Here is a 22,360-nt window from a genome sequence, read left to right on the forward strand (position 1 = left end):
TCAGGGCGGCGTTATATCAGCGATTCATGACATTCCGATGGCATGCCAGCCGTGGCGTCCCGACCATTCCCTCAGCCAGGCGGGCAGGGAGGCGGCGGGCATCGGGCGCGCGATGCCGTATCCCTGGGCGAGGGTGCACCCCAGCGCCACCAGGGCGCGGGCGTGCGCCAGGGTCTCCACCCCTTCCGCGAGGAGCGGTCGGCCGAAGCGCCGGGCCATGAAGACCACGCTCTCGACGATCGCCCGGTCGTCGGGGTCGTCGAGCATGGCCCGCACGAAGCTCTGGTCGATCTTGATCAGGTCCACCGGCAGCCGGCGCAGGTTGGTCAGCGACGAGAAGCCGGTACCGAAGTCGTCGAGGGCGAAGTCGATGCCCAGGGCCTGGCAATGGCGCATCACGGCCTGGGCGGCCTCGATGTCGTGCATGGCCGCGGTCTCGAGTACCTCCAGCTTGAGGCGACCCCGGGGGACCCGGTCGTGGCGCTGCAGCAGGCTCGCCAGCCGCTCGGTGAAGTCCTCGGCGAGCAGGTGGGCCGGGCTGATGTTCACGTGCACGCAAAGCGGGAGGCCATCCGACTGCCAGGCCGACAACTGCCTCAGGGCCTGATCGATCACCCACTCCCCCAGCACCGACTCCAGGGACGACCCCTCGACCAGCGGCAGGAAGGCGGCAGGACTCAGCAGGCCCTCCTCCGGATGCTGCCAGCGGACCAGTGCCTCCAGCCCGATGACCCGACCGTCGGTCATGTCGATCTGGGGCTGGTAGTGCAGGCGGAGCTCCTGGTCGGCCACCGCCCTGGCGAAACGCTGGCGCCGTTCCTGTCGCACCTGCAGCTCCCGGTCCCGGGTCGGATCGAACACATGGAAGGTGTTGCGGCCGCGCTGCTTGGCTCGGTACATCGCCTGGGTGGCATGACGCAGCAGGACATCGCCGGCGACGTCGTCGCCCGGAAAGCTGGACACCCCCAGGCTGGCCGTCAGCTGCAGCGTCCGCTCCCCGAGGCGAAGGGGGCGGCGAATGGCCTCGAGGAGCCGACCCAGATCGGCCTCGTCGGTCCCGTGGTGCAGCAGCAGGACGAACTCATCCCCGCCGATGCGCGCCAGGATGTCGTCATCCTGCAGGAGCTGACGGATGCGATAGGCGAAGGTGGAGAGCACGAGGTCCCCCAGCGTCTGGCCCAGCCGGTCGTTGAGTTGCTTGAAGTGATCGATGTCCAGCGAGCATACCGTGAGCCGTCCGCCGCGAAGACGCACCCGGTGCATGGCCTCCTGGATCAGCCGGGTGAGCAGCTGCAGGTTGGGCAGGCCGGTGAGGGCATCGAAGTCGTGATGGCTCGCCCCGGGACCGTCCCGGTCGCCATGGGTCGCAAGGTCGACCAGGGTGATGACGTGATGGCATGGGCGTCCGTTCTCAGTCTGGACGGGGACCCGCGACATGATCGCCGGGCAGACCCGGCCCAGGGCGTTGCGGTAGCTCACCTGTCGCCGGCCCGGTGCGTCGTCCGCGTCCCGGGACTGGGCCTCCCGCAGCAGAAAGCGCTCCAGGGGCTCGCCGATCATCGCCTCGTGCGCCTGCCCTGTCATCGCCCGGAAGGCCTCGTTCGCCGCGAGGATGCGACCGTCCTGCGCGGTGATGAGCATCGCCTCCCCGGCATGATGGAAGCTCTCCGCGACCAGCGCCTCGACGGACGCTTCGCCATCGCAGCCACAGTGACGCGGCCGGCACTCCTCCTCGGTCACGCCATCCACCCGACCGCCCTCCTGTCGCGCCATCCCGCTTCCCGCTCAACTCGCATGGCATCCTACCCCGCGAGACAGGCGCACGAGGTTGCGGCCATCCGCCTTGGCGCGGTAGAGCGCCTCATCCGCCCGGGCGAGCACGGCGTCCAGGTCGTCGCCGGGCCGATAGCCGGCGATCCCCAGGCTGACGGTGATGGCCAGCCCCTCGAAGCGGGACTCGGCCACCTGGCGACGCAACCGCTCGGCGAAGCTGGCCGCCCCCGCCAGTGAAGTGTCCGACAGGAGGATCGTGAACTCCTCCCCGCCCCAGCGGGCCAGCATGTCGGTGCTGCGCAGCGAGTCCTCCACGCGCTCGGCCAGGCGCTTGAGGATGGCGTCACCGGTATCGTGACCATGGTGGTCGTTGACGGCCTTGAAGTGATCGATATCGAAGATCAGCAACGAGAAGGGCTCGTGACCCGCTTCCGCCCGCCGGATGGCTTGCCGCATCGCCGCGTCGAAGGCCCGGCGGTTGTGGGTACCGGTCAGATGGTCCCGGGTCGCCTGATGCTCCAGCTCGCGCTCCATGCGCTTGCGCTCGGCGATGTTGTGAAAGACCGCCACGAAGTTGCGGATCTCCCCGTCGTCCCCGCGGACCGCGGTGATGGACTGCCACAGCGGATAGATGTCCCCATGCTTGTTGCGGTTCCAGATCTCGCCCTGCCAGTGCCCGGTGGCCAGCAGGGCGTCCCACAGGGCCGCGTAGAAGCCGGCGTCGTGCCGGCCGGACTTGAAGATGCGTGGGGTCCGGCCGATGACCTCCGCCTCCCGATACCCCGTGATGTCGGTGAAGGCCTGGTTGACCTTCTCGATGCGCATCTCGGCATCGGTGATGAGGGTGGCCTGGCCGGTCTCGAAGGCCATCGCCAGCAGCCGAAGCTCGTTCTCCTGCCGCTTGCGTTCGGTGATGTCCTCCTTGACCGCGACGAAGTTGACGATGTCGCCCCGGGCGTCGCGTATGGGGGTGATGACCTCCGACTCCCAGTAGAGTTCGCCGTTCTTGCGGCGATTGAGCAGCTCCCCCTGCCAGACCCGCCCTTCTCGCAGGGTCTCCCAGAGATCCCGGTAGACCGCGTCGGGCGTCTGCCCGGACTGGATCACCGCCGGGGTGCGACCCAGCAGCTCCTCCCTGGCGTAGCCGGTGACGTCAAGGAACCGCTGGTTGACGAATTCGATGCGCCCGTCGATATCGGTGATGGCGGTGGCCACCGGGCTCTGCTCCACGGCGATGTAGAGCTGTCGATAGCGGGCCCGCAGGCCGGCGACGTCTCGCTCGCCCGCGTATGGTTCGTCTGCCGGTCGATCGTGTATGCAAGGCTCCCTTTCCTTCACGGTCATGATGCTGTCTCCGTCCTGGTTACTCTGCGCTTCCCTGTGCCTCGAGGACCGGCTGTCCGGCGTGCGCCGGCTCGGGAACCGAGGCCGGCGGCGTCGATGACGTCGCCTGTCGGGCCCGACGACGCCGCTCGCGCGACACGAACTCCTTTCCGGCCTCCGGCTCACGAAACGAGGAGATGGCCCGATCCAGCCATCGGACCTGGTCGGATAGCCGATCCCCCAACTCCTCGCAGTGCCCGACCCCGGCGGCGTTCTCCCGGGTGATGCGATCCATGGCGGCCACGGCATCGTTGATCTCGTCGAAGCCTCGCGCCTGCTCCCGGGAGGCCAGACCGATCTCCCCGATCCGTTCGTCGATGTCGGCCACCGCCTCGACGATGCCCAGATTGCCGGCCCTCAGCCGCTCGAGCTGCGCCTGGCCCTGCTCGATCTCGCCCAGGGTGGCGCGAATCAGCTCCCGGATCCGCTCGGCCGAGGCGGTAGAACGCTCCGCCAGGGCACGCACCTCATGGGCCACCACGCCGAAGCCGCGACCGGAGGCGCCGGCCCGGGCCGCCTCCACCGAGGCATTGAGCGCCAGCAGGTTGGTCTGGGAGGCGATCGCATCGATGGTCTCGAGGGCCTCGGTCATCTGGCCCGCGCTGCGGGAGATCGCCGCCATCCGAGCCACCAGGCGCTGCACCTCGTCGCCACCGCGGGTCACGGCGTCACGCGCCGACCGGGCCCCCTCCTCGGCGCGGGCGGTGTGGTCGGCGTTGTGCCGCACCGTGGTCGCCAGTTCCTCCATGCCTCCGGCCGTCGCCTGCAACTGCCCGGACTGCTCGCGCAGGCGCCGGGCCAGGTCGAGATGATCGTGGCCGAGCGTGCGGGTATCGGCCTCGACCCGATCGAGGGTGGCATGGATATCGGCACAGATATTGGCCAGGCTGCGGCGCATCAGCCCCAGGGACCGCAGGGCTTCGCCCAGCTCGTCGTTGCCGGGCGGCGGCAGCTCGGCCTGGAGGTTGCCCGCCGCGATCTGCATGGCGAAATCCTCGAGCCGGCGGGAAGAGCGTCCCAGCCGGCTCTGGATCGAGGCGCACAGGGCCAGCAGGGGCAGGATCCCGACCAGTTGCCCGGGCCACCCCCAGACGACCCCCAGCCCCGCGGAGATCACCGCCAAGGCCGCCACCCCCCACAGGCCGGCGCTCACGCCCCTGGGAAGCCGCTGCCCGAGTCGGCCCAGGGGGCCCGACACGCTCAGCCGACCGCGCCGCAGGGCGATGCCCCGGGTCCGCCCCTCGCGCAGTCGAGGGTAGGCCCACTCGGCCAGCCGGCGCTCCGCATCGGAGGGCTTGATCCGAACCGAGGTATACCCCTGGACCTCGCCCTGGTGGACCAGGGGCACCACGTGCGCCTTGACCCAGTAGAAGCTCCCGTCCTTGCGTCGATTCTTGACCAGCCCCGTCCAGGTCAGCCCGGCCTGCAGGGTCGCCCAGAGGTCCGCGAAGGCCGCCTCGGGCATGTCGGGGTGACGAATGAGGTTGTGAGGCGCACCGATCAGCTCCGCATGGTCGAACCCGCTGACCTCGACGAAGGCCGGCGAGGCATAGGTGATCCGTCCCTTGAGGTCGGTCCGCGACATGAGGTTCTGGTGCTCCCCGATCGGATACTCGTGATCCGTGACCGGCAGGTTGCGTCGCATGGGCTCTCCCGTCGTTCTTGTGCTTATTCGACGAACAGGGAGCTTAGTGAAAGATGCCGCCGACAGAGCCGACGGGGCGGCTTCAAGCGACTTTCATTGATGCCCATCAATAAATTAGCAATTACTTCTTCGACCTTGCCTCTATCCCCTGCGCGCCGTCGGCATGCGACCCTGCCCCTCGATCCGCGCCTCAAGTCTGGATGGATCACGCCGATAAGAGGGGCTCGTCCATACAACTCCCCATCACCGAGAGACTTCAGCATGATCAACAAGATGATGGCCTCGGGCCTGATCGCGACCGCCTTGACCCTGAGCGCGGGATCGGCCCAGGCCTTCGAGGACAGGGTGGCACTGACCGGCCTGGGCGGAACCACCGGCCTGGGGGCGGACGTCAGCTGGCGCTTCCACGAGCGTTTCGGCCTCACCGCGCAGTACGCAGGGGGCCTCACCTGGGACGGGGACTACGACACCGACGAGGTGCATTACGAAGGGGACCTGGACATCGCCGCCGGGGCCCTGAAGCTGGATTTCCATCCTTTCGCGGGGAGCTTCTTCCTGAGCCTGGGCGCGATGCTGCCCGACATGTCCGCCCGCGTGACCGGCACCGCCGAGGAAGGGGCCAGCTACGAGTTCGACGGCCAGACCTACACCGCCAGCGACGTGGGCGAGCTGCGGGGGGACCTGACCATCGCCGACGGCGTCCAGCCCTATGCCGGCCTGGGCTGGCGCAGCAGTCAGGCACAGGGGCTGGGCTTCTTCGCCGAGTTCGGCGTGATGGCGGTCGACGTGGACGTGGAGCTGAGCAGCTCCAAGGACTTCGAGAGCCAGGACGATGATTTCCGCCAGGCCCTGCGGAACGAGGAGGCCCGGCTCGAGGACGAGGCGGACGAGCTGCCGGTCTATCCGGTCGCCTTGCTCGGCGTCAGCTACACCTTCTGAATCGGGAGGCGCCGCCGTGACCCGGCGGCGCCTCCTCTGCGTGGGTCATTAAAGTCTTTCTCGCCTGGCGCCGATAGCCTGTCTCGAGATCGCGTGACGCGCCTGCGCAACGCCCCGTCGACAGAAGAACAGGAAGAGAGACGATGACATCACCACTGGGCGAGATACCCTCGAGCGATGCCACACGGGGCGCCCGCCCCGCCGAGCCCCGGGATCGGGTGGAGCAGGCGTTGGACAGCCTGCCACCGCCCGAGGCGGCGGACGGCGTCGCCGGCAGCGATACCCCTCACCGGGGGGAGCTGGTGGCCCCCGTCCAGCGCATCAACGAGGTGATGCGACCCTATGGGGTGGAGTTCGAGCTCGACGAGGCCACCTCGCGGCTGGTGACCCGCCTGGTGGACAGGGAAACCGGCGAGACGATCCGGCAGATCCCCGCCGAGGAGGTGCTGCGCATCGCCGAGCGGCTCGAGGAGCTGCAGGGCAAGCTGATCCGGCTCGAGGCCTGACCGTTCACACCTGCATGTTCATCACGTCCTTGTAGGCGGTGACCAGGCGGTTGCGCACCTGGATGCCCATCTCGGTGGCCACGCTGGCCTTCTGCATGTCGACCATGACGTCGTTGAGCTCGACCCCGGGCGCGCCGGCCTGGAAGGCCTGGGCCTTGGCGTCTGCCTGCAGCTTGAGGGCATTGATCCGTTGCACGGAGGCCTGCAACTCGCCGACGAAGCCACCCTCCCCCACGGTGGTGTCGAGCCGCTGTCCCTGAGTCGCGTCGCCGCCGGCCTGGGTGGCCAGGGACTGCATCTGGGCGAGGGCCGAAGCCAGGGCGGGTGCGCTCATCGCTAACCTCTCGGGTCTGGGAGTGTTCGGAGGCTTCGCAGCCTAGCAGCCGCTCCCGCCTCGCCATGGACCCAATTGCCGGGGAAAACCGGGGCTTTTCTCACCTTTGGGGCGACAGGCGCTGCGGATAATGGCCTCCATCACAGCTCCGCCCCCCTTCCGGGTGGCCAACCGCGACGGATGGAACGCAGTCGATGCCTTCTAACAGTTTCGCGGGCCCAGGCACCAGACGCGCCGGGAGGCCCGCATGAGCAGTGGCGCCTCCGCCACCGGCAGCCAACAGGCCCCGTCATCCCCGTTCGCGCAGCTGACTCGACAGCTGCGCGGCAGTCCCCTCGTCGCCCTGCTGATCGCCGGCGCCGCGGTCATCGCCGTGGTGGTCGCCCTGCTGATCTGGGCCCGAACGCCCGACTATCGCGTCCTCTACAGCAACCTCAGCGAGGCGGATGGCGGCAGCATCATCGCCGAGCTCGACAGCCGCAACGTCCCCTACCGGTTCAGCCAGGGGGGCCAGGCCCTGCTGGTACCCGGCGACCGGGTCCATCCCCTGCGGCTTCAGCTCGCCGAGCAGGGGCTGCCGCGAGGCGGCAACGTCGGCTTCGAGCTGATGGAGAACCAGGCCTTCGGCATCAGCCAGTTCGCCGAGCAGGTCAACTACCAGCGCGGCCTGGAGGGAGAGCTGGCACGCTCCATGGAGTCCCTGGGACCGGTGGCCGGGGCGCGGGTGCACCTGGCGCTGGCCAAGGACTCGGTGTTCGTGCGCCAGCGCGAGCCGGCCAAGGCCTCGGTGGTGTTGACCCTGCACCCGGGCCGCACCCTGGGGGAAGGCCAGATCGAATCGATCGTGCACATGGTGTCCAGCAGCGTACCGGACCTGACGGCCGAGGCGGTCACCGTCGTCGACCAGGGTGGGCGGCTGCTCTCCACCCCCGACGGTGGCGCCCTGGGCCTGGACGGTACCCAGCTGGACTATGTCGCCGAGGTGGAACGCGCCTACCAGCGGCGCATCGAGGGCATCCTCTCGCCGATCCTCGGCAGCCGCAACGTCAAGGCCCAGGTCACCGCCCAGATCGACTTCGCCAAGCGCGAGGAGACCGCCGAGCGCTTCGGGCCCAACCAGCCCCCCAACGCCGCGGCGGTGCGCAGCCGCCAGACCCACCTCGATCTCGACGGCCAGGGCGACCTGGCCAGTGGCATCCCGGGTGCGCTGAGCAATACCCCGCCCGGTACCGCCCCCTCCCCGATCGCCGCCGAGGGTGAAGGCGAGGGCGAGGACGGCGGAGCCGAGCCGCAGGCCGAGGAGAGCGCCCAGCGGCTGAGCCGGGACGACGTCATCAACTACGAGGTGGACCGGCAGGTCTCCCACGTGCAGCACCGTCGCGGCCGGGTCGAACGCCTCTCGGCGGCGGTGGTCGTCAACTACCGCGAAACGCTGAACCCCGACAGCGGCCAGATGGAGCCGACCCCGCTGGCCGAGGAGGAGATCGCCCAGATCGAGCGCCTGGTGCGACAGGCCATGGGCTTCTCCGAGCAGCGCGGCGACCAGGTGGCCGTGGTCAACAGCCCCTTCGCCCGGGAAGAGAATCCATCCCCCGAGCTGGCCTGGTGGCAGGAGCCCCAGTTGCAGCAGCTGGCCATCGGCCTGGGCCGCTACCTGCTGGTGGGACTGGCCATCCTGCTGCTCTACCTGCTGATCCTTCGGCCCTTCATCCGTCGCTACACCGAACAGCCGGTCCCGGCCAGCGTGCCGCCCCAGCCGGGCTTCCAGGCGCGCATCGGCGACGACGAGACGGATCAGGAGGAGGCCGGGGAGCACGCGGACGGCGAGGAGGCCGCCTATGCGCCGCCGCGCCGCAAGCGGCGGGCCACGGCCTACGAACAGAACCTCAACGACCTGCGCGAGATGGCCCAGGAGGATCCGCGCATGGTGGCGATGATCGTACGCGGCTGGATGAACAAAGATGACTAAGCCCAAGCAAATCACCGGACTGCGTCGTAGCGCCATCCTGCTGCTGGCCCTGGACGAGGACAGCGCCGCCGAGGTCTTCAAGCACATGTCCGCCAAGGAGGTGCAGTCGCTGAGCGTCGAGATGGCGACCATGCACCAGGTCTCCCACGAGGAGATGCGCCAGGTGCTGCAGGACTTCAGCACCGAGACCGAGGAATTCATCGCGTTGAACCTCAACTCCAGCGAGCACATCCGCTCGGTGCTGACCAAGGCGCTGGGCAGCGAGCGCGCCTCGAGCCTGATCGAGGACGTCATGGAGACCTCGGGGACCAGCTCGGGCATCGATGCGCTGAACCTGATGGAGGCCTCGATGGTGGCCGAGATGATCCGCGACGAGCACCCGCAGATCATCGCCACCATCCTGATCCACCTGGAGCGGCACCAGGCCGCCGACGTGCTGGAGATGTTCGACGACAAGCTGCGCAACGACGTGGTGCTGCGCATCGCCACCTTCAGCGGGGTCCAGCCGGCGGCGCTGCAGGAGCTCACCGAGGTGCTCACCAACATGCTCGATGGCCAGAACCTCAAGCGCAGCAAGATGGGCGGCGCCCGCACCGCGGCGGAGATCCTCAACCTGATGAACAGCCACCAGGAAGAGGCCGCCATCGAGACGGTGCGTTCCCACAGCGAGGACCTGGCCCAGAAGATCATCGACGAGATGTTCCTGTTCGAGAACATGATCGACCTGGACGACCGCAGCATCCAGCTGGTGCTCAAGGAGATCGATACCAACTCCCTGGTGGTGGCCCTGAAGGGGTCGCCGGAGGCGCTCATGGACAAGTTCCTGCGCAACATGTCCCAGCGGGCCGCCGACCTGCTCCGCGAGGACATGGAGGCCCGGGGGCCGATCCGCGTCTCCCAGGTGGAGGCCGAGCAGAAGGCCATCCTCCAGGTGGTGCGGCGCCTGGCCGACGCCGGCGAGGTGGTGCTGAGCGGCGGAGACGACACCTATGTCTGAGCCCGATCGGACGTCTACGCTGGGGGGCGAGACGCCCTGGCGACGCTGGCAGATGGGCGAGCTGCGCGCCCCGGCACGCCCTGCCGAGCGGGATCCGAGCGAGTCGCGCAGCGAGTCGCGCAACACGCGGGCCGATGCCGCCAAGCAGGCTCGGGAGCAGGAGGCACGGCGCCAGCAGGAGGCCCTGGACGCCCTGCGCGAGCAGGCGCGCCGCGAGGCCTACGAGGCAGGCCTGCGCGAGGGACGCGAGGCCGGGCATGCCGAGGGCCTGGCCCAGGGGCTCGAGGAGGGACGTCGCCAGGCCGAGGCGGAACTCGAACGCCGCCTCGAGGAGACCGTGGCGCCGCTGGCGCCCCTCGCCCGCCACTTCGGCGAGGCCCTGGAGGCACTCGACGAGACCGTGGCCGAGGACCTGGTGGACCTGGCCCTGGCCACCGGTCGACAGCTCGCCGGCGAGGCCCTCAAGGCCCGGCCGCGGCAGGTGCTGGAGCTGGTGCGGGCGCTGCTGCATACCGAGCCGCCCCTGGTGGGCCAGCAGCGGCTGTGGCTGCACCCGCTGGATCACCGCCTGGTCGCCAAGACCCTGGGCGAGGAACTGGAAGCGGCCGGCTGGCGCCTCCAGCCCGATGACCAGCTGAGCCGGGGCGGCTGCCGGGTGACCAGCGCCAACGGCGAACTGGATGCCACCTGGGAGACTCGCTGGCAGGCCATCCGGGATCAGGTCCGCCAGCGCCGCCCGGCGCGCAAGAACGACGGCAAGGACTGACGGAGTCGGCCATGAGCGACGCCCCCACCCTCAATCGCCATCAGGCCAGCTGGCAACGTGCCTTGAGAGGCGTGCGCGCCCGGATCGAGCCGCTCCCCGTCAGCCGGGCCAGCGGGCGGGTGGTGCGCGCCACCGGCATGGTGATCGAGGTGGTGGGGCTTCAGGTGGCGCTGGGCAATGCCTGCCGCATCGAGCTGCCCGATGCCCAGGGCCGCCCGGGACGACGCCATGCCGAGGCCGAGGTGGTGGGCTTCGACGGGGAGCGACTGTTCCTGATGCCGCTGGCCGAGATCAGCGGTCTGCGCCCCGGCGCCCGGGTCCTGCCGCTGGGCGACGGGGCCGGCGATGCCGCCCGGCGCTTTCCGCTCGGCCAGGCCCTGCTGGGCCGGGTCGTGGACGGCAACGGCCAGCCGCTGGACGGCCGAGGCCCGCTCGACGAGGCGCCCCGGGCGCCGCTGGCCACGCCGCCCCTGAATCCGCTGTCCCGGGCCCCCATCAGCGAACAGATCGACGTGGGCATCCGCGCCATCAACGCCCTGCTCAGCGTCGGGCGCGGCCAGCGGATGGGCCTGTTCGCCGGCTCCGGGGTCGGCAAGTCGGTGCTGCTGGGCATGATGGCCCGCTACACCCGGGCCGACGTGATCGTGGTGGGCCTGATCGGCGAGCGGGGGCGAGAGGTCCAGGACTTCATCGACAACATCCTCGGCCCCGACGGCCGACAGCGGGCCGTGGTGGTGGCCGCACCGGCGGACACCTCGCCGCTCCAGCGCCTGCAGGGGGCGGCCTACGCCACCCGGCTCGCCGAGGGCTTCCGCGACGAGGGCAAGAACGTCCTGCTGATCATGGACTCGCTGACCCGCTACGCCATGGCCCAGCGCGAGATCGCCCTGGCCATCGGCGAACCCCCGGCCACCAAGGGTTACCCGCCTTCGGTGTTCGCCAAGCTGCCCAGCCTGGTGGAGCGGGCCGGCAACGCCGAGCGCGGCGGCGGCTCGATCACCGCCTTCTACACGGTGCTCACCGAGGGGGACGACCAGCAGGATCCCATCGCCGACTCGGCGCGCGCCATCCTCGACGGCCACGTGGTGCTGTCGCGCGCCCTGGCGGAGGCCGGCCACTATCCGGCCATCGACATCGAGGCCTCGATCAGCCGGGCGATGACGGCCATCAGCGACAAGCCCCAGCTCGACCTGGCGCGGCGCTTCAAGGGCCTGTTCTCCCGCTATCAGCGCAACCGTGACCTGATCAGCGTGGGCGCCTACCATCCCGGCCACGATCCCGAGCTGGACGAGGCCGTACGCCGCTATCCGGCCCTGGAGGGCTTCCTGCAACAGGACATCGCGGAATGCGCCGACCTGGAGGCCTCGCGACAGGCCCTGGCCGGCGCCCTGGGAGGTACGTCATGAGTCGCAGCGCCCTGGACAACCTCACCGAGCTGGCCCGGGAGGCCCGCGACAAGGCCGGCCAGAAGCTCGCCGGCGAGCGTCAGAACGCCGCCCAGATCGTCGCCCAGCTCGAGTCCCTGCAGCGTTACCGCCGGGAGTACGCCCAGCAACTCCAGGCGGCCCTGCGCCAGGGCATCGATCCGGCCACCATGCACAACTACCAGCGCTTCCTGGCCTCGCTGGACGAGGCCCTCGAGCGGGCCCGCCAGGCCCTGGCCGAACAACGGCAGCGGGTGGAGCGCAGCCAGCGCCAGTGGCAGCAGGAGCAGCGCCGGCTGACCTCCTACGACACCCTCGCCGAGCGCCGTGCCCAGGCCCATCGGCGTGCCGAACAGCGTCGCGAGCAGCGCGCCACCGACGAGCTGGTGACCCAGCGCTGGGGGCGCCGCGACACCGCCCCGGGCGGGTATTGACGGACAAGGAGACCCTCCATGGACATCCAGCAGATCCTCGCCGGCGTCAAGGGACAGGCGAGCGCCCCCAAGGGGGGCGACGGCGCGCCAGCCTCCTCGGAATCCGGCGACTTCGCCGCGGCCCTGGCCGCCCTGGCCCCGGCCGGAGCGGCGGGCCCGGCCGAGGGACTCGAGGCCATCGAGGGGACCCCGCAGGCACGCCGTCAGGCCCTGGCGGCGCTCGCCGCCCTGGTCCAGGGGGACGCACCGGGCCAGCCCCTGAACGAGGGCCTCGACTCCCTGGCAACCCTGCCCGCCGGGGCAGGCGTGCCGGAGGCGCTGCTGGCGAAGCTCACCGAGGCCGCCCGGCGGGCCGCCGCCTCGCCGGCCGAGGGCGAGACCGACGCCACCCCACCGCCCGGGTTGACGGCGGTGATGGAGCGCCTGGCGCTGATCCAGGACGCCGGACAGGCTCCCGACGAGGTCGCCGCCGAGACGACGGTACCCGTCATGTCACCGGCCCTGGACCAGACCACGGCCCAGCTCGCCGCCGGCAAGCCGGCGACCGCCCACGTCACCACGGCCCGAGACACGCCGGACAACCCCGCTGCCCAGGGCGCCCTCCCTTCGGCCCTCGGGAAGCCCCCCCGCGCCCCGGGGACCGGGCAGCCACCTTCCTCGCCGCTGCCGACCGCCGTCGAGACCGCTGCCAAGGCCACCGACGGACAAGCCCCGCTGACCCCGTCCGCCACGCCGTCGCCCCAGGCGATGGCAGAGGCCCTCACGGCACGCCGGGAGGGGGCTCCGGGGGAGAGCCCGAACGCGCTCCTCGGCCAGGCCGGTCTCTCCGGCCAGTCCAGCGCCCTCCCGGGGTCCGCCTCCGGCGCACCGGGCGCCACTCCGCCCGCTCCCCAGCAGGCCGCCCTGACCGCGCCGGTCAACAGCCCGGCCTGGCCGCGCCAGCTGGGGCAACAGCTGATTCGCCTCGGCCAGGGCGGGGGCGAGCAGCGCATCGAGATGCAGCTGCATCCCGCCGAGCTCGGCCCGCTGTCGGTAACGTTGAAGGTCGGCGACCAGGGCGCCCAGGCCCAGTTCCTGTCGGCCCATGCCCAGGTCCGCCAGGCGGTGGAACAGGCGATTCCCCAGCTTCGCGAGGCCCTGGCCGAACAGGGCATCGCCCTGGGCGAGACCTCGGTGGGTGAGCAACGCACAGGCCAGGGCGAAGGCGACGGCACCCGCTTCGCCGAGGGCACGGGCACCCCCGAAGACCCCGAGGGCGAGGACGCGGCCCGACTCGCCGGCACGGTCGAGGCCTCCACGCCCGGCGTGAGCCTCGACGGGCGCGTCGACCTCTACGCCTGAGCCCCGCGCCCGGCGTCGCAAAGTATGGAGATAGGCCCCTCGAGCGGGCCTGTTCGGTTCATCATCACGACCTGTCGGCGGGCATAATCCGACGGCATTGGCGGACTCATTCAGCATAGGAACGGTAATGGCGAAATCCAGCGGAGGCTCAAGGACGCTGCTGTGGCTACTGGTGGTGCTGGTCGTGCTCGCCTCATCGGCGGCGGCCGCGGCCCTCTTCATGGTCTTCACCCGGCAGGACGGAGGACAGCAGGCCCAGGCCCGGGAGGCGGAGGTCATCGAGTACAAGGCGCCGATCTTCGTCGAAATCGAGCCCTTCACCGTCAACCTGGCCGACGATGACTATGGGTCCCGCCTGCTCTACGCGGGCATCTCGCTCAAGGTGGCCGACGAGCAGAGCCGCGACCTGCTGACCTCCCACATGCCCCAGGTCCGCAGCCGCCTGCTGAGCCTGTTGTCCGGCAAGCAGGCCGCGCAGCTGACCTCGCCCGACGGCAAGCAGCGCCTCGCCGACCAGGTGACGGCCGCCCTCGAGGCGCCGATGGCGGAGACACAGCCCGAACTGACCATCGAGGACGTGCTCTTCACCGAATTCATCGTGCAATAACACCGGGATCGCGCCGCACCATGTCCCAAGACGACCTGCTGTCCCAGGATGAGATCGATGCCCTGCTCAAGGGCGTCAGCGGGGATGACGAACCCACCGCCAGCTGCGGGGGGCAGCCCAACGTGCGTCCCTTCGATCCGGCCTCCCAGCACCGGATCATCCGCGAGCGCCTGCATGCCCTGGACATCATCAACGAGCGCTTCGCCCGCCACTTCCGCACGGGGCTGTTCAACCTGATCCGTCGCAGCGCCGACATCACCGTGGACTCGGTGAAGTACCAGAGCTACAGCGACTTCTCCCGCAACGTGCCGGTCCCCACCAACATCAACATCATCGCCATGAAGCCGCTCAAGGGCTCGGCGTTGATCGTCTTTCCGCCCAGCCTGGTGTTCATGGTGGTGGACAATCTCTTCGGGGGCGACGGCCGCTTCCTGGCCAAGTCCGAGGGCCGCGAGTTCACCAACACCGAACAGCGCATCATCCAGCGCATGCTGCAACTGGCCATCGAGGCCTACGGCGAGTCCTGGCGGTCGGTCTATCCGCTGGAGATCAGCTACCTGCGCTCGGAGATGCAGTCCAAGTTCGCCAACATCACCAACTCGCCCAACGAGATCGTGGTGAACACCAGCTTCAACCTCGAGGTCGGCAACCTGGCCAGCAGCTTCCAGATCTGCATGCCCTACTCGATGATCGAGCCGCTGCGCGACCTCCTGACCAACCCGCTCAACGACGGCCATCAGGATCAGGACGGCAGCTGGTCGAAGCGCATGGCCGGCGAGATTCGCCAGTCCGAGGTGGAGCTGGTCGCCAACTTCGCCGACATCCCCTCGCGGATCGCCCAGGTCCTCTCCCTCAAGGTCGGGGACGTGCTGCCCCTGGATCTGCCCGAGACCGTCACCGCCAGCGTGGATGGCGTGCCGGTGATGGAATGCGAGTACGGCAGCCAGCACGAGCAGCGGGCCCTGCGCGTGCTGCGGCTGTTCGACCACGCGGCCGGCCACGCGCCGTCCAGCGCCTTCGTCAAGGGGTCCCAGACGACATCCAAGGAAGCCAAGCATGACTGATCCCAACAAGCCCGATCGAAATCTCGACGACGACTGGGCCGCCGCCATGTCGGAGCAGCAGGGCGACGACGCCCCGAGCGAGGACGAGGATCCCTGGGCCGCGGCCCTGGCCGAACAGGCCGCCGCCGACTCCGCCCAGGAGGAGGAGTCCCCGGCCGAGCCGGCATCGTCCCAGCCGGCGCAGCCCGCGGGCGAGAGCGTCTTCCAGCCCCTCGAACAGGGCCAGGGCAGCGGCGTGCCGCGGGACCTGGAGATGATCATGGACATCCCGGTCAAGCTGACCGTGGAGCTGGGCCGCACCAAGCTGACCATCAAGCAACTGCTCGAGCTGGCCCAGGGCTCGGTGGTCGAGCTGGAAGGCCTGGCCGGGGAACCCATGGACATCCTGATCAACGGCTACCTGATCGCCCAGGGCGAGGTGGTGGTGGTGGAGGACAAGTACGGTATCCGCATCACCGAGATCATCACTCCCTCCGAACGGGTCCAGAAACTGAACCGATGAACGAGTCCGCCTCCAGCCCGTCCGCCTCCATCGACGGCCTGGCCGCCGGCGGCGAGGTCCTGGTGGGCATGGCCACCCTGGGCAAGACCGCCGCGGCCCTGGCGCTGGTGCTGGGGGTCATCCTGGCCTGCAGCCTGCTGCTGCGGCGGCTGGGGGGCGTTAACCGCGGCCAGGGCCATCGTCCCCGGCTGGTCGGCAGCACGGCGGTGGGCAACCGCGAACGGGTGGTGATCGTCGAGGTCGAGTCCACCTGGCTGGTACTGGGCGTCGGCGGCGGCCAGGTCAGCAAGCTCCACGAGCTGCCCGCCCCGGCGGACACGCAGCCCGCGACAGACCCCGCGCCGGCGGACGACGGCTTCGCCGCCCGGTTCGCCCGAGCCATGCGCCACAACGCCGGCCTGGGACCGAGCCGGGACCGGAGCCGTCCATGAGGTGGAGCGGTCGCCGGGCGGCCCGCTGGGTCGGGCTCCTGTTGCTGCTGCTGCCGGGCCTGGCGATGGCCCAGCAGATCCCCGGCCTGGTCAGCCAGCCGCTGGAGGACGGCGGCCAGAAATGGTCGCTGTCGCTGCAGACCCTGCTGCTGCTCAGCTCGCTGGCCTTCCTGCCGGCGGCGCTGCTGATGATGACCAGCTTCACCCGCATCATCATCGTGCTGAGCCTGCTGCGCACGGCCATGGGCACCCAGGCGACCCCGCCCAACCAGATCCTGCTCGGCCTCGCATTGTTCCTGACCTTCTTCATCATGGCGCCGGTTTTCGGCGAGGTGTACGACCTGGCCTGGGTCCCGCTGTCCAACGGCGAGATCGCCTTCCCCGATTTCCTCCGTGAGGCCCAGGGCCCCTTCCGGGAGTTCATGCTGGCCCAGACTCGGGAGCCCGACCTGGCGCTGTTCGCGCGCCTGGCCGAGGTCGGCGAGTTGCAGGGGCCGGAGGACGTGCCGCTGCGGGTGCTGGTGCCGGCCTTCGTGACCAGCGAGCTGAAGACCGCCTTCCAGATCGGTTTCACCATCTTCATCCCCTTCCTGATCATCGACCTGGTCGTCGCCAGCACCCTGATGTCGCTGGGGATGATGATGGTGCCGCCGATCACCATCTCGCTGCCCTTCAAGCTGATGCTGTTCGTGCTGGTGGACGGCTGGCAGCTGATCATCGGCTCCCTGGCGGAAAGCTTCTACCTCTGACCCTCCACCTCTGACCCTCCACCTCTGACCCGGGACGGATGCCATGACCCCCGAGACGGTAATGACCATCGCCTACCAGGGCATGCGCGTGACCCTGCTGCTGGCCGGCCCGCTGCTGATCACCGCCCTGCTCACCGGCCTGCTGGTCAGCCTCTTCCAGGCCGCCACCCAGATCAACGAGATGACGCTGTCGTTCATTCCCAAGATCCTGGCGGTCTTCGCCGTGCTGGTGCTGGCGGGCCCCTGGCTGCTGACCCTGATCACCACCTTCACCCGGGAGCTGTTCACCAGCATTCCCTCGCTGGTCTCCTGAGGCCGGTCGCAGGCATGGTCGAGGTCACCTTCGCGCAGCTGCAGGCCTGGCTGGTCGCCTTCCTGTGGCCCTTCACCCGGATCACCGGCCTGATGCTCACCTCGCCGCTGTGGGGCCATTCCAGCGTGCCCCGTCAGGCCAAGCTGGGGCTGGCCGGGGCGCTGACGGTGGTGATGGCGCCGGTGATCCCGCCCATGCCGGAGGTGCCGCTGATCTCCTGGGCCGGGCTCGGCATCATCGTCGAGCAGCTGCTGATCGGGGCGGCCATGGGGCTCGTCATGCGGGTGACCCTGGTGGTGGTCCAGGCCACCGGCGAGTTCATCGGGCTGCAGATGGGCCTGGCCTTCGCCACCTTCTTCGATCCGTCCAGCGGCACCAACATGATGGTGCTGTCGCGCATCCTCTACATGATCACGCTGCTGATGTTCCTGGCCTTCGACGGCCACCTGGTGGTGATCGAGATCCTGGCGACCAGTTTCGAGGCGCTGCCCATCGGCCTGGGCCGCTACGATCCCGCCGCCTTCGAGATGCTGGCCCGCTATGGCGGCACCATCTTCGTTTCCGGCATGCTGCTGGCCCTGCCGCTGGTGGCGGCGCTGCTGATCATCAACCTGTCCCTGGGCATCCTCAACCGCTCGGCGCCCCAGCTCACCGTGTTCAACATCGGCTTCCCCAGCTCGCTGACCGTGGGACTGATCCTGCTGATGGTGCTGATGACCGACCTGTCGCGCTTCCTGGAACGCCTCTTCTCCCAGGGGCTGGCCTTCCTCAGGAGCTTCCTGGACGTCCTGGCCCCGCTGGCCGGTTGAATGCCGGAAGCAAGGTGGATGCGCTAACGCTTATCCACCCTTGTGTCTCTCCAGTGGGGAGTGATTAGCTACCACCCCCACGGCCTGGGAGAAACCCGGATCTACCCTGACGGTTTCGAACCTGTTCCGTAGATTGGTCTCCCAGGCTTCTATCTCGCAAACCTGAACGGTATCCAATGCCCCCTTCCGGCGAGGAGAGGCTGTACGCACAAGGGAAAGTGGTGAGATGGCACATATCGGCATCGATATCGGCAAGAAGAAACTGGATTGCCTCTGGCTTCGTGATATGGAGAAGGGCAAGGTCAAAACCAAGGTCTTTACCAATCGGCACCAGGATTATCCAGCGCTGCTGGACTGGCTGACCCGGCAGACCGGTGAGTCTCCCGAAGCGTTGCATGTCTACATGGAAGCCACGGGGATCTACCATGAGCCCCTGGCTTATTGGCTCCATGAGGCTGGCGTCAATGTCTACGTGCTCAACCCCGCACACGCGCATCATTATGCCAAGAGTGCAGGTCGCCTTCACAAGACGGACAAGGCAGACAGCCGTGTCCTAGCAGAGTTCGGCGCGTCCCGAAGCCACCGGCGGTGGACACCGGAGCCTGAAGAAACGCGTGAGCTGAAGCGCCTGGTGGCGCGCCTCGAAGCGGTTTATCAGGATATTCAGCGCGAAAAGAATCGTCTCGAGAAAGCTCAATTCAGCCGTGATACAGGGGCCGAGACCTCGATCGGCCATGTCCTGGCGGCCCTGGAGCGCGAAGCCAAGCGCTTACAGGAGGAGATCGAGACGCACCTCGACCGCCATGATCATCTAAAACGAGATCGACAGTTGCTGATGAGCATTCCTGGCATCGGTCCCGGGCTTTCCACAAGGCTGGTCGCGGTCCTGCGAAGCCGACCATTCGAGAGTGCTCGACAGGCGGCCGCTTTCCTGGGGCTCGTGCCGACGTATTACACCTCTGGCACGTCGGTCAAGAAGACACCAACCCTCTCCAAGACGGGGAGTGCCGTGATGCGTCGGAAGTTGTACATGGGAGCCGTGGTGGCCATGACACACAACCCGGATATCCAGGCGCAATATGCCCGGCTGAAGGCACGAGGGAAGCACAGCATGTCGGCCCTCGGGGCGGCCATGCGTAAGCTGGTGCATATCGCCTATGGCGTCCTGAAGACGCAAACCGAGTATCGACCCCAACCCATCCCTGCGGGGGGTTGAGGTCGGTCGGGAGAGACGGTATCTACGCGGCCCCTGCGAAGCCCGCGTAGGTCGGGTAAGCGAGCCTGCGAGCGCACCCGACAGATCCGGCCGGCAGTAACTCGCACCCGCAGCCTCAGGATAAAAAACCGCCCCGTCGGGATGCGACGGGGCGGGACAAGGGGTCATGGCAAGACCATGACCGGCAGGGTTCGCGAAGGGTCAGAGGAACTGGAAGAGCGACATCCCCTTCATGTCGGCGAAGGTCTTCTGGGCGGCCTGCATGCCCACCTGGCGCAGGCTGTACTCGGAGATCGCCTCGGCGTAGTCGAGGTCGACCAGGTCGGAGAGGGTCTGCTCGTAGTTCAGCAAGCGGTTGCCGCCCACCGAGTCCACCACGTCCAGCTCGTTGAGCCGCGCGCCCATGGAGGCGCGGACCGTCAGGACGTTGTCCAGGCCATTGTCGAGCTCGCGCATCACGCTGCTGAGGGTGTTGCGCTGGCTGGCGCGATCAGACTCGGTGGCGTTGGGCGTCTCCAGGGCGGCGATGGCCTTCTCGAAGGTCCGGAACAGATCGGTGTTCATTTCGTCGGCGGGTCCCATGGTGATGCTGTCGCCCACCGCCGGCTCGCCCTCCAGGGTCAGCTTGAGGCCACCGACCGACACCACCGTGACCTCGGGATTGTAGGCCTCTTCGGTCAGTGCCGTGGCGTTCCAGGTACCGCCGGCCTCGTCGTAGACCTCAACGCTGAAGGTCGGGTCACCCGCGGCGTCCTCGTCGAAGCTGACCCGGTAGCGTTCGCCGTAGCCCGCATCGCCGCTGTCGATGACCTCGGGCCCCTTGAAGGTCACGCTGCCGGCGTTGGCGGCATCGGCCTCGGTGACATAGCCGGCCCCGCTGGGCACGCTCTGGAAGATCGCCTCACCGTGGTCGCTGACGTCCATCAACCGCGAGGCGTCGATGCGCTGGCGTCGGACGTTGGTGTCGCCCACGTACTGGACCTCGCCGGCGGCATCCTTGACGAAGGGCGCGCTGCTGTCCTGGTAGCCGCCGAACAGGTAGCGCCCGTTGCCGTCGGTGGCGTTGGCCTGGCCGAGCAGCGCCTCGTAGACGCCGCGCAGCTCGCTGGCCACGGACTCCCGGTCCACGTCGCTGAGGGTGTCGCTTGAGGCCTGGACCATCAGCGTCTTGGCCCGGGTCACGGCGTCGCTGACGCTGTTGAGCACGCTCTCGGCCTGGGAGAGGGAGTTTCGCGCGCTGACCCGGGAGTCGGCGAACTGCTGGGTCACCGCCCTGGCCTGGTCGACGCCCACGGCCCGGGAGGCCGCCTGGGGATCGTCGGAGGGGTTGACCACCCGGCGGCCGCTGGCGATCTGCTCGCTGACCTTGAGGAAGTCTCCCTGCTGACGGTTCAGGGAGGTCACGCTCTGCTCGAACATGGTAACGGTGCTGATGCGCATCTCGAACGCTCTCCCTTGATCAGCCGCGCAGGCCCAGCACGGTGTCGATCACCGTGCGGCCGGTCTCGATGACCTTGGCGTTGGCTTGATAGTACTGCTGGTAGCGGATCAGGTTGGCCGCCTCCTCGTCGAGGTTGACCCCGGACTCGGCCTGCTGGGCGGCCCGCAGCTGCTCGCTGAGCCCCTGCTGGGCCTCCATGTTCACCTGGACGATGTTGGTGCGATTGCCCACATCGCTGACCATGGCCCCATAGGCCCCGCTCAGGGAGGCAGACCCGCCCACGATGCTCTGCTGCTGCAGATCCTGCAGCGCCAGCGCGTTCTCGTTGTTGCCGGCCCCGCCGCCTGACCCCGCGGCGGCGATCTTGTCCAGGTCGTCGAGGGCGCCCTCCAGTTCGGCCGCGGCGCGGCGCACCGGCTGGACCTCGAAACGGTCGTTGGCGGCCAGGTTGGCGGTATCGTCGAAGGTGACGGTCATCCCGCCGAAGCTCAGGGTGCCCGCGGCGGCATCGTAGTCCACGTCGGTCGGATCGAGGGCCTGAGCGCTGTCCTTGCGGACCACCTCGAAGTCCGTGGCCGCCGCGGTCGGTACGGCCGCGACGCGCACCGTGTAGTCGCTGGCCTGGAGTTCGCCCACATTGGCGGCATCGAAGGCGACCGAGGCGATCTCGGCGGTGCCCTGGTTCCCCTCGTGGGTGAAGGCCCGTGGCTCACCGACGGTGAAGAACGCCTCCCCGGGGTTGCCTTCGAGATCGACACCGGCGGCATGCTGCGCGTTGACCGCCACGGCCAACGACACGGCCATCTGGCCGATCTGGTTCTGGGTCTTGTCCAGGGTCTCGGCGCGGAAGGCCATCAGGCCACCCAGGGTCCCCCCGGTGACGGTGTCCTCGTCGAGCGCTTCGAGGTTGCCCCCCGAATCCCGATAGCCGAGGACGGTTCGCTGGGGATCGTTAGGGGCGTCCATGGTCTCGAGCTTGAACCGGCGGTCCCCCATCACCAGCGGCTGGCCGTTGGGCAGGCTGATGTTATAGGACTTGCCGTCCTGGACGTTGAGGCGAAGGTCCATGCGCTCGCTGAGCTCGTGGACCAGCTGGTCACGCTGGTTGAGCAGGCCATTGGGCGCCTCGCCGTTGCGGGCCCGGGCCAGCGCGATCTCGCGGTTGATGCCGGCCAGCTGCTCGGTGGTGTTGTTGATCTGGGTGACTTCGTCACGGATCTGGCCGTTGATGCCCTCCTGCATGTCCTGCAGGTAGCCGTCGAAGGAGCGGAACTGGGCGCTCAGGGTGTCCGCCGTACCCAGCACGCCCTGGCGTGCCGCGGGGTCGGACGGTGCGCTGGCCAGATCCTCCAGCGAGGAGAAGAACCCCTGCATCAGGGGCGCCAGGCCGGCGTCGCGGTCGGCCAGCAGGCTGTCGATCTGCTCCACCTGGTTGCGGTAGGTCTCCAGGGCGCTGGTCTTGCTGGTGGCCGCGTTCAGCTGGGAGGCGACGTACTGGTTGAACTGGCGCTGCACGTCCTCGACCTGGACCCCACCGGTGCCGGTGCTGCTCTCGGCCAGCAGGGTGACCTCGCGGTTGTAGCCCGGCGTGAAGACGTTGCTGATGTTGTTGCTGGTGGTGGCCAGGGCGTTCTGGGCGGCATTGAGGCCGCTCAGGCCCGTGGAGAAGATGCTCATGTCGGTATTCCCTTGTGCCGATGGACGTCATATCGGCCGC

At 68.8% G+C, this 22,360-nt stretch carries 22 protein-coding genes; 16 read left to right on the forward strand and 6 right to left on the reverse strand.

Features of this window, described 5'->3' with window-relative positions:
* Window positions 1-24 precede the first annotated feature (24 nt).
* Genes BEI_RS18170 through BEI_RS18180 form a run of 3 tightly spaced genes read right to left on the reverse strand, consistent with a single transcriptional unit; the run spans window position 25 to window position 4,801 of the window.
* A complete protein-coding gene (locus tag BEI_RS18170) occupies window positions 25-1,773 on the reverse strand; it encodes a putative bifunctional diguanylate cyclase/phosphodiesterase (RefSeq protein WP_097790822.1) in 1,749 nt (582 codons plus the stop codon).
* Between the two features lie 12 nt (window positions 1,774-1,785).
* Window positions 1,786-3,117, reverse strand: a complete 1,332-nt coding sequence (locus BEI_RS18175; RefSeq protein ID WP_097790823.1) for a sensor domain-containing diguanylate cyclase — start codon at window positions 3,115-3,117, stop codon at window positions 1,786-1,788.
* 19 nt (window positions 3,118-3,136) lie between these two features.
* Window positions 3,137-4,801, reverse strand: coding sequence for a methyl-accepting chemotaxis protein (locus BEI_RS18180; RefSeq protein WP_097790824.1), 1,665 nt, complete (start codon window positions 4,799-4,801; stop codon window positions 3,137-3,139).
* Window positions 4,802-5,062: 261 nt separating this feature from the next.
* Between BEI_RS18180 and BEI_RS18185 the strand changes: the two genes are divergently transcribed.
* Together BEI_RS18185 and BEI_RS18190 are read left to right on the forward strand one after the other, a co-directional pair.
* Entirely contained in the window at window positions 5,063-5,740 is a 678-nt protein-coding gene (locus BEI_RS18185; protein WP_227644517.1) for a hypothetical protein, read from the forward strand.
* A gap of 143 nt (window positions 5,741-5,883) precedes the next feature.
* Window positions 5,884-6,246 (forward strand): flagellar protein FlaG, encoded by a 363-nt coding sequence (locus BEI_RS18190; protein WP_097790825.1) that lies wholly within the window; start codon window positions 5,884-5,886, stop codon window positions 6,244-6,246.
* 4 nt (window positions 6,247-6,250) lie between these two features.
* Here the strand turns inward: BEI_RS18190 and fliE are convergent, their stop codons facing one another.
* Window positions 6,251-6,580, reverse strand: coding sequence for a flagellar hook-basal body complex protein FliE (gene fliE / locus BEI_RS18195; protein ID WP_097790826.1), 330 nt, complete (start codon window positions 6,578-6,580; stop codon window positions 6,251-6,253).
* 247 nt (window positions 6,581-6,827) lie between these two features.
* Between fliE and fliF the strand changes: the two genes are divergently transcribed.
* From fliF to BEI_RS18265, 14 genes are all read left to right on the forward strand, one after another.
* Window positions 6,828-8,549 carry a flagellar basal-body MS-ring/collar protein FliF gene (gene fliF, locus BEI_RS18200; protein ID WP_097790827.1) on the forward strand — a complete coding sequence of 574 codons (1,722 nt, stop codon included), beginning with the start codon at window positions 6,828-6,830 and terminating at the stop codon, window positions 8,547-8,549.
* Window positions 8,542-9,546, forward strand: a complete 1,005-nt coding sequence (gene fliG / locus BEI_RS18205; protein ID WP_097790828.1) for a flagellar motor switch protein FliG — start codon at window positions 8,542-8,544, stop codon at window positions 9,544-9,546. Before fliF ends, fliG begins: the two co-directional genes overlap by 8 nt.
* Entirely contained in the window at window positions 9,539-10,312 is a 774-nt protein-coding gene (locus tag BEI_RS18210) for a flagellar assembly protein FliH (RefSeq protein ID WP_097790829.1), read from the forward strand. Before fliG ends, BEI_RS18210 begins: the two co-directional genes overlap by 8 nt.
* Before the next feature lie 11 nt (window positions 10,313-10,323).
* Entirely contained in the window at window positions 10,324-11,718 is a 1,395-nt protein-coding gene (gene fliI / locus BEI_RS18215; protein ID WP_097790830.1) for a flagellar protein export ATPase FliI, read from the forward strand.
* Entirely contained in the window at window positions 11,715-12,170 is a 456-nt protein-coding gene (gene fliJ, locus BEI_RS18220) for a flagellar export protein FliJ (protein ID WP_097790831.1), read from the forward strand. Before fliI ends, fliJ begins: the two co-directional genes overlap by 4 nt.
* A gap of 18 nt (window positions 12,171-12,188) precedes the next feature.
* The gene (locus BEI_RS18225; protein WP_097790832.1) at window positions 12,189-13,511 is read left to right on the forward strand and encodes a flagellar hook-length control protein FliK; all 1,323 of its coding nucleotides are present in this window, start codon (window positions 12,189-12,191) and stop codon (window positions 13,509-13,511) included.
* A gap of 127 nt (window positions 13,512-13,638) precedes the next feature.
* Complete coding sequence (gene fliL, locus BEI_RS18230) at window positions 13,639-14,118, forward strand: flagellar basal body-associated protein FliL (protein ID WP_097790833.1); 480 nt, start codon at window positions 13,639-13,641, stop codon at window positions 14,116-14,118.
* A gap of 20 nt (window positions 14,119-14,138) precedes the next feature.
* Window positions 14,139-15,182, forward strand: a complete 1,044-nt coding sequence (gene fliM / locus BEI_RS18235; protein WP_097790834.1) for a flagellar motor switch protein FliM — start codon at window positions 14,139-14,141, stop codon at window positions 15,180-15,182.
* Window positions 15,175-15,684 carry a flagellar motor switch protein FliN gene (gene fliN, locus BEI_RS18240; RefSeq protein WP_097790835.1) on the forward strand — a complete coding sequence of 170 codons (510 nt, stop codon included), beginning with the start codon at window positions 15,175-15,177 and terminating at the stop codon, window positions 15,682-15,684. Before fliM ends, fliN begins: the two co-directional genes overlap by 8 nt.
* A complete protein-coding gene (gene fliO, locus BEI_RS18245) occupies window positions 15,681-16,115 on the forward strand; it encodes a flagellar biosynthetic protein FliO (protein WP_097790836.1) in 435 nt (144 codons plus the stop codon). Before fliN ends, fliO begins: the two co-directional genes overlap by 4 nt.
* The gene (gene fliP, locus BEI_RS18250; RefSeq protein ID WP_097790837.1) at window positions 16,112-16,864 is read left to right on the forward strand and encodes a flagellar type III secretion system pore protein FliP; all 753 of its coding nucleotides are present in this window, start codon (window positions 16,112-16,114) and stop codon (window positions 16,862-16,864) included. The genes fliO and fliP overlap by 4 nt, the downstream gene beginning before the upstream one ends.
* Before the next feature lie 43 nt (window positions 16,865-16,907).
* A complete protein-coding gene (fliQ, locus tag BEI_RS18255; protein ID WP_097790838.1) occupies window positions 16,908-17,177 on the forward strand; it encodes a flagellar biosynthesis protein FliQ in 270 nt (89 codons plus the stop codon).
* Window positions 17,178-17,191: 14 nt separating this feature from the next.
* Complete coding sequence (gene fliR, locus BEI_RS18260; RefSeq protein ID WP_097790839.1) at window positions 17,192-17,986, forward strand: flagellar biosynthetic protein FliR; 795 nt, start codon at window positions 17,192-17,194, stop codon at window positions 17,984-17,986.
* Between the two features lie 226 nt (window positions 17,987-18,212).
* Window positions 18,213-19,202 (forward strand): IS110 family RNA-guided transposase, encoded by a 990-nt coding sequence (locus BEI_RS18265; protein ID WP_097788805.1) that lies wholly within the window; start codon window positions 18,213-18,215, stop codon window positions 19,200-19,202.
* Between the two features lie 201 nt (window positions 19,203-19,403).
* On the opposite strand, the gene flgL is transcribed toward BEI_RS18265, so the two are convergent.
* Window positions 19,404-20,642 (reverse strand): flagellar hook-associated protein FlgL, encoded by a 1,239-nt coding sequence (flgL, locus tag BEI_RS18270; protein WP_097790840.1) that lies wholly within the window; start codon window positions 20,640-20,642, stop codon window positions 19,404-19,406.
* Between the two features lie 19 nt (window positions 20,643-20,661).
* Window positions 20,662-22,320 (reverse strand): flagellar hook-associated protein FlgK, encoded by a 1,659-nt coding sequence (gene flgK / locus BEI_RS18275; RefSeq protein ID WP_097790841.1) that lies wholly within the window; start codon window positions 22,318-22,320, stop codon window positions 20,662-20,664.
* Window positions 22,321-22,360 lie beyond the last annotated feature (40 nt).

This window comes from Halomonas beimenensis (assembly GCF_002549795.1).
Classification (GTDB): Bacteria; Pseudomonadota; Gammaproteobacteria; order Pseudomonadales; family Halomonadaceae; genus Halomonas; species Halomonas beimenensis.

What these genes read in the sequence shown, in the direction of transcription:
- BEI_RS18170 (WP_097790822.1), bottom strand. Translation starts at nt 1,773, where the DNA reads ATGGCGCGACAGGAGGGCGGTCGGGTGGATGGCGTGACCGAGGAGGAG.
- BEI_RS18175 (WP_097790823.1), bottom strand. Translation starts at nt 3,117, where the DNA reads ATGACCGTGAAGGAAAGGGAGCCTTGCATACACGATCGACCGGCAGAC.
- BEI_RS18180 (WP_097790824.1), bottom strand. Translation starts at nt 4,801, where the DNA reads ATGCGACGCAACCTGCCGGTCACGGATCACGAGTATCCGATCGGGGAG.
- BEI_RS18185 (WP_227644517.1), top strand. Translation starts at nt 5,063, where the DNA reads ATGATCAACAAGATGATGGCCTCGGGCCTGATCGCGACCGCCTTGACC.
- BEI_RS18190 (WP_097790825.1), top strand. Translation starts at nt 5,884, where the DNA reads ATGACATCACCACTGGGCGAGATACCCTCGAGCGATGCCACACGGGGC.
- fliE (WP_097790826.1), bottom strand. Translation starts at nt 6,580, where the DNA reads ATGAGCGCACCCGCCCTGGCTTCGGCCCTCGCCCAGATGCAGTCCCTG.
- fliF (WP_097790827.1), top strand. Translation starts at nt 6,828, where the DNA reads ATGAGCAGTGGCGCCTCCGCCACCGGCAGCCAACAGGCCCCGTCATCC.
- fliG (WP_097790828.1), top strand. Translation starts at nt 8,542, where the DNA reads ATGACTAAGCCCAAGCAAATCACCGGACTGCGTCGTAGCGCCATCCTG.
- BEI_RS18210 (WP_097790829.1), top strand. Translation starts at nt 9,539, where the DNA reads ATGTCTGAGCCCGATCGGACGTCTACGCTGGGGGGCGAGACGCCCTGG.
- fliI (WP_097790830.1), top strand. Translation starts at nt 10,324, where the DNA reads ATGAGCGACGCCCCCACCCTCAATCGCCATCAGGCCAGCTGGCAACGT.
- fliJ (WP_097790831.1), top strand. Translation starts at nt 11,715, where the DNA reads ATGAGTCGCAGCGCCCTGGACAACCTCACCGAGCTGGCCCGGGAGGCC.
- BEI_RS18225 (WP_097790832.1), top strand. Translation starts at nt 12,189, where the DNA reads ATGGACATCCAGCAGATCCTCGCCGGCGTCAAGGGACAGGCGAGCGCC.
- fliL (WP_097790833.1), top strand. Translation starts at nt 13,639, where the DNA reads ATGGCGAAATCCAGCGGAGGCTCAAGGACGCTGCTGTGGCTACTGGTG.
- fliM (WP_097790834.1), top strand. Translation starts at nt 14,139, where the DNA reads ATGTCCCAAGACGACCTGCTGTCCCAGGATGAGATCGATGCCCTGCTC.
- fliN (WP_097790835.1), top strand. Translation starts at nt 15,175, where the DNA reads ATGACTGATCCCAACAAGCCCGATCGAAATCTCGACGACGACTGGGCC.
- fliO (WP_097790836.1), top strand. Translation starts at nt 15,681, where the DNA reads ATGAACGAGTCCGCCTCCAGCCCGTCCGCCTCCATCGACGGCCTGGCC.
- fliP (WP_097790837.1), top strand. Translation starts at nt 16,112, where the DNA reads ATGAGGTGGAGCGGTCGCCGGGCGGCCCGCTGGGTCGGGCTCCTGTTG.
- fliQ (WP_097790838.1), top strand. Translation starts at nt 16,908, where the DNA reads ATGACCCCCGAGACGGTAATGACCATCGCCTACCAGGGCATGCGCGTG.
- fliR (WP_097790839.1), top strand. Translation starts at nt 17,192, where the DNA reads ATGGTCGAGGTCACCTTCGCGCAGCTGCAGGCCTGGCTGGTCGCCTTC.
- BEI_RS18265 (WP_097788805.1), top strand. Translation starts at nt 18,213, where the DNA reads ATGGCACATATCGGCATCGATATCGGCAAGAAGAAACTGGATTGCCTC.
- flgL (WP_097790840.1), bottom strand. Translation starts at nt 20,642, where the DNA reads ATGCGCATCAGCACCGTTACCATGTTCGAGCAGAGCGTGACCTCCCTG.
- flgK (WP_097790841.1), bottom strand. Translation starts at nt 22,320, where the DNA reads ATGAGCATCTTCTCCACGGGCCTGAGCGGCCTCAATGCCGCCCAGAAC.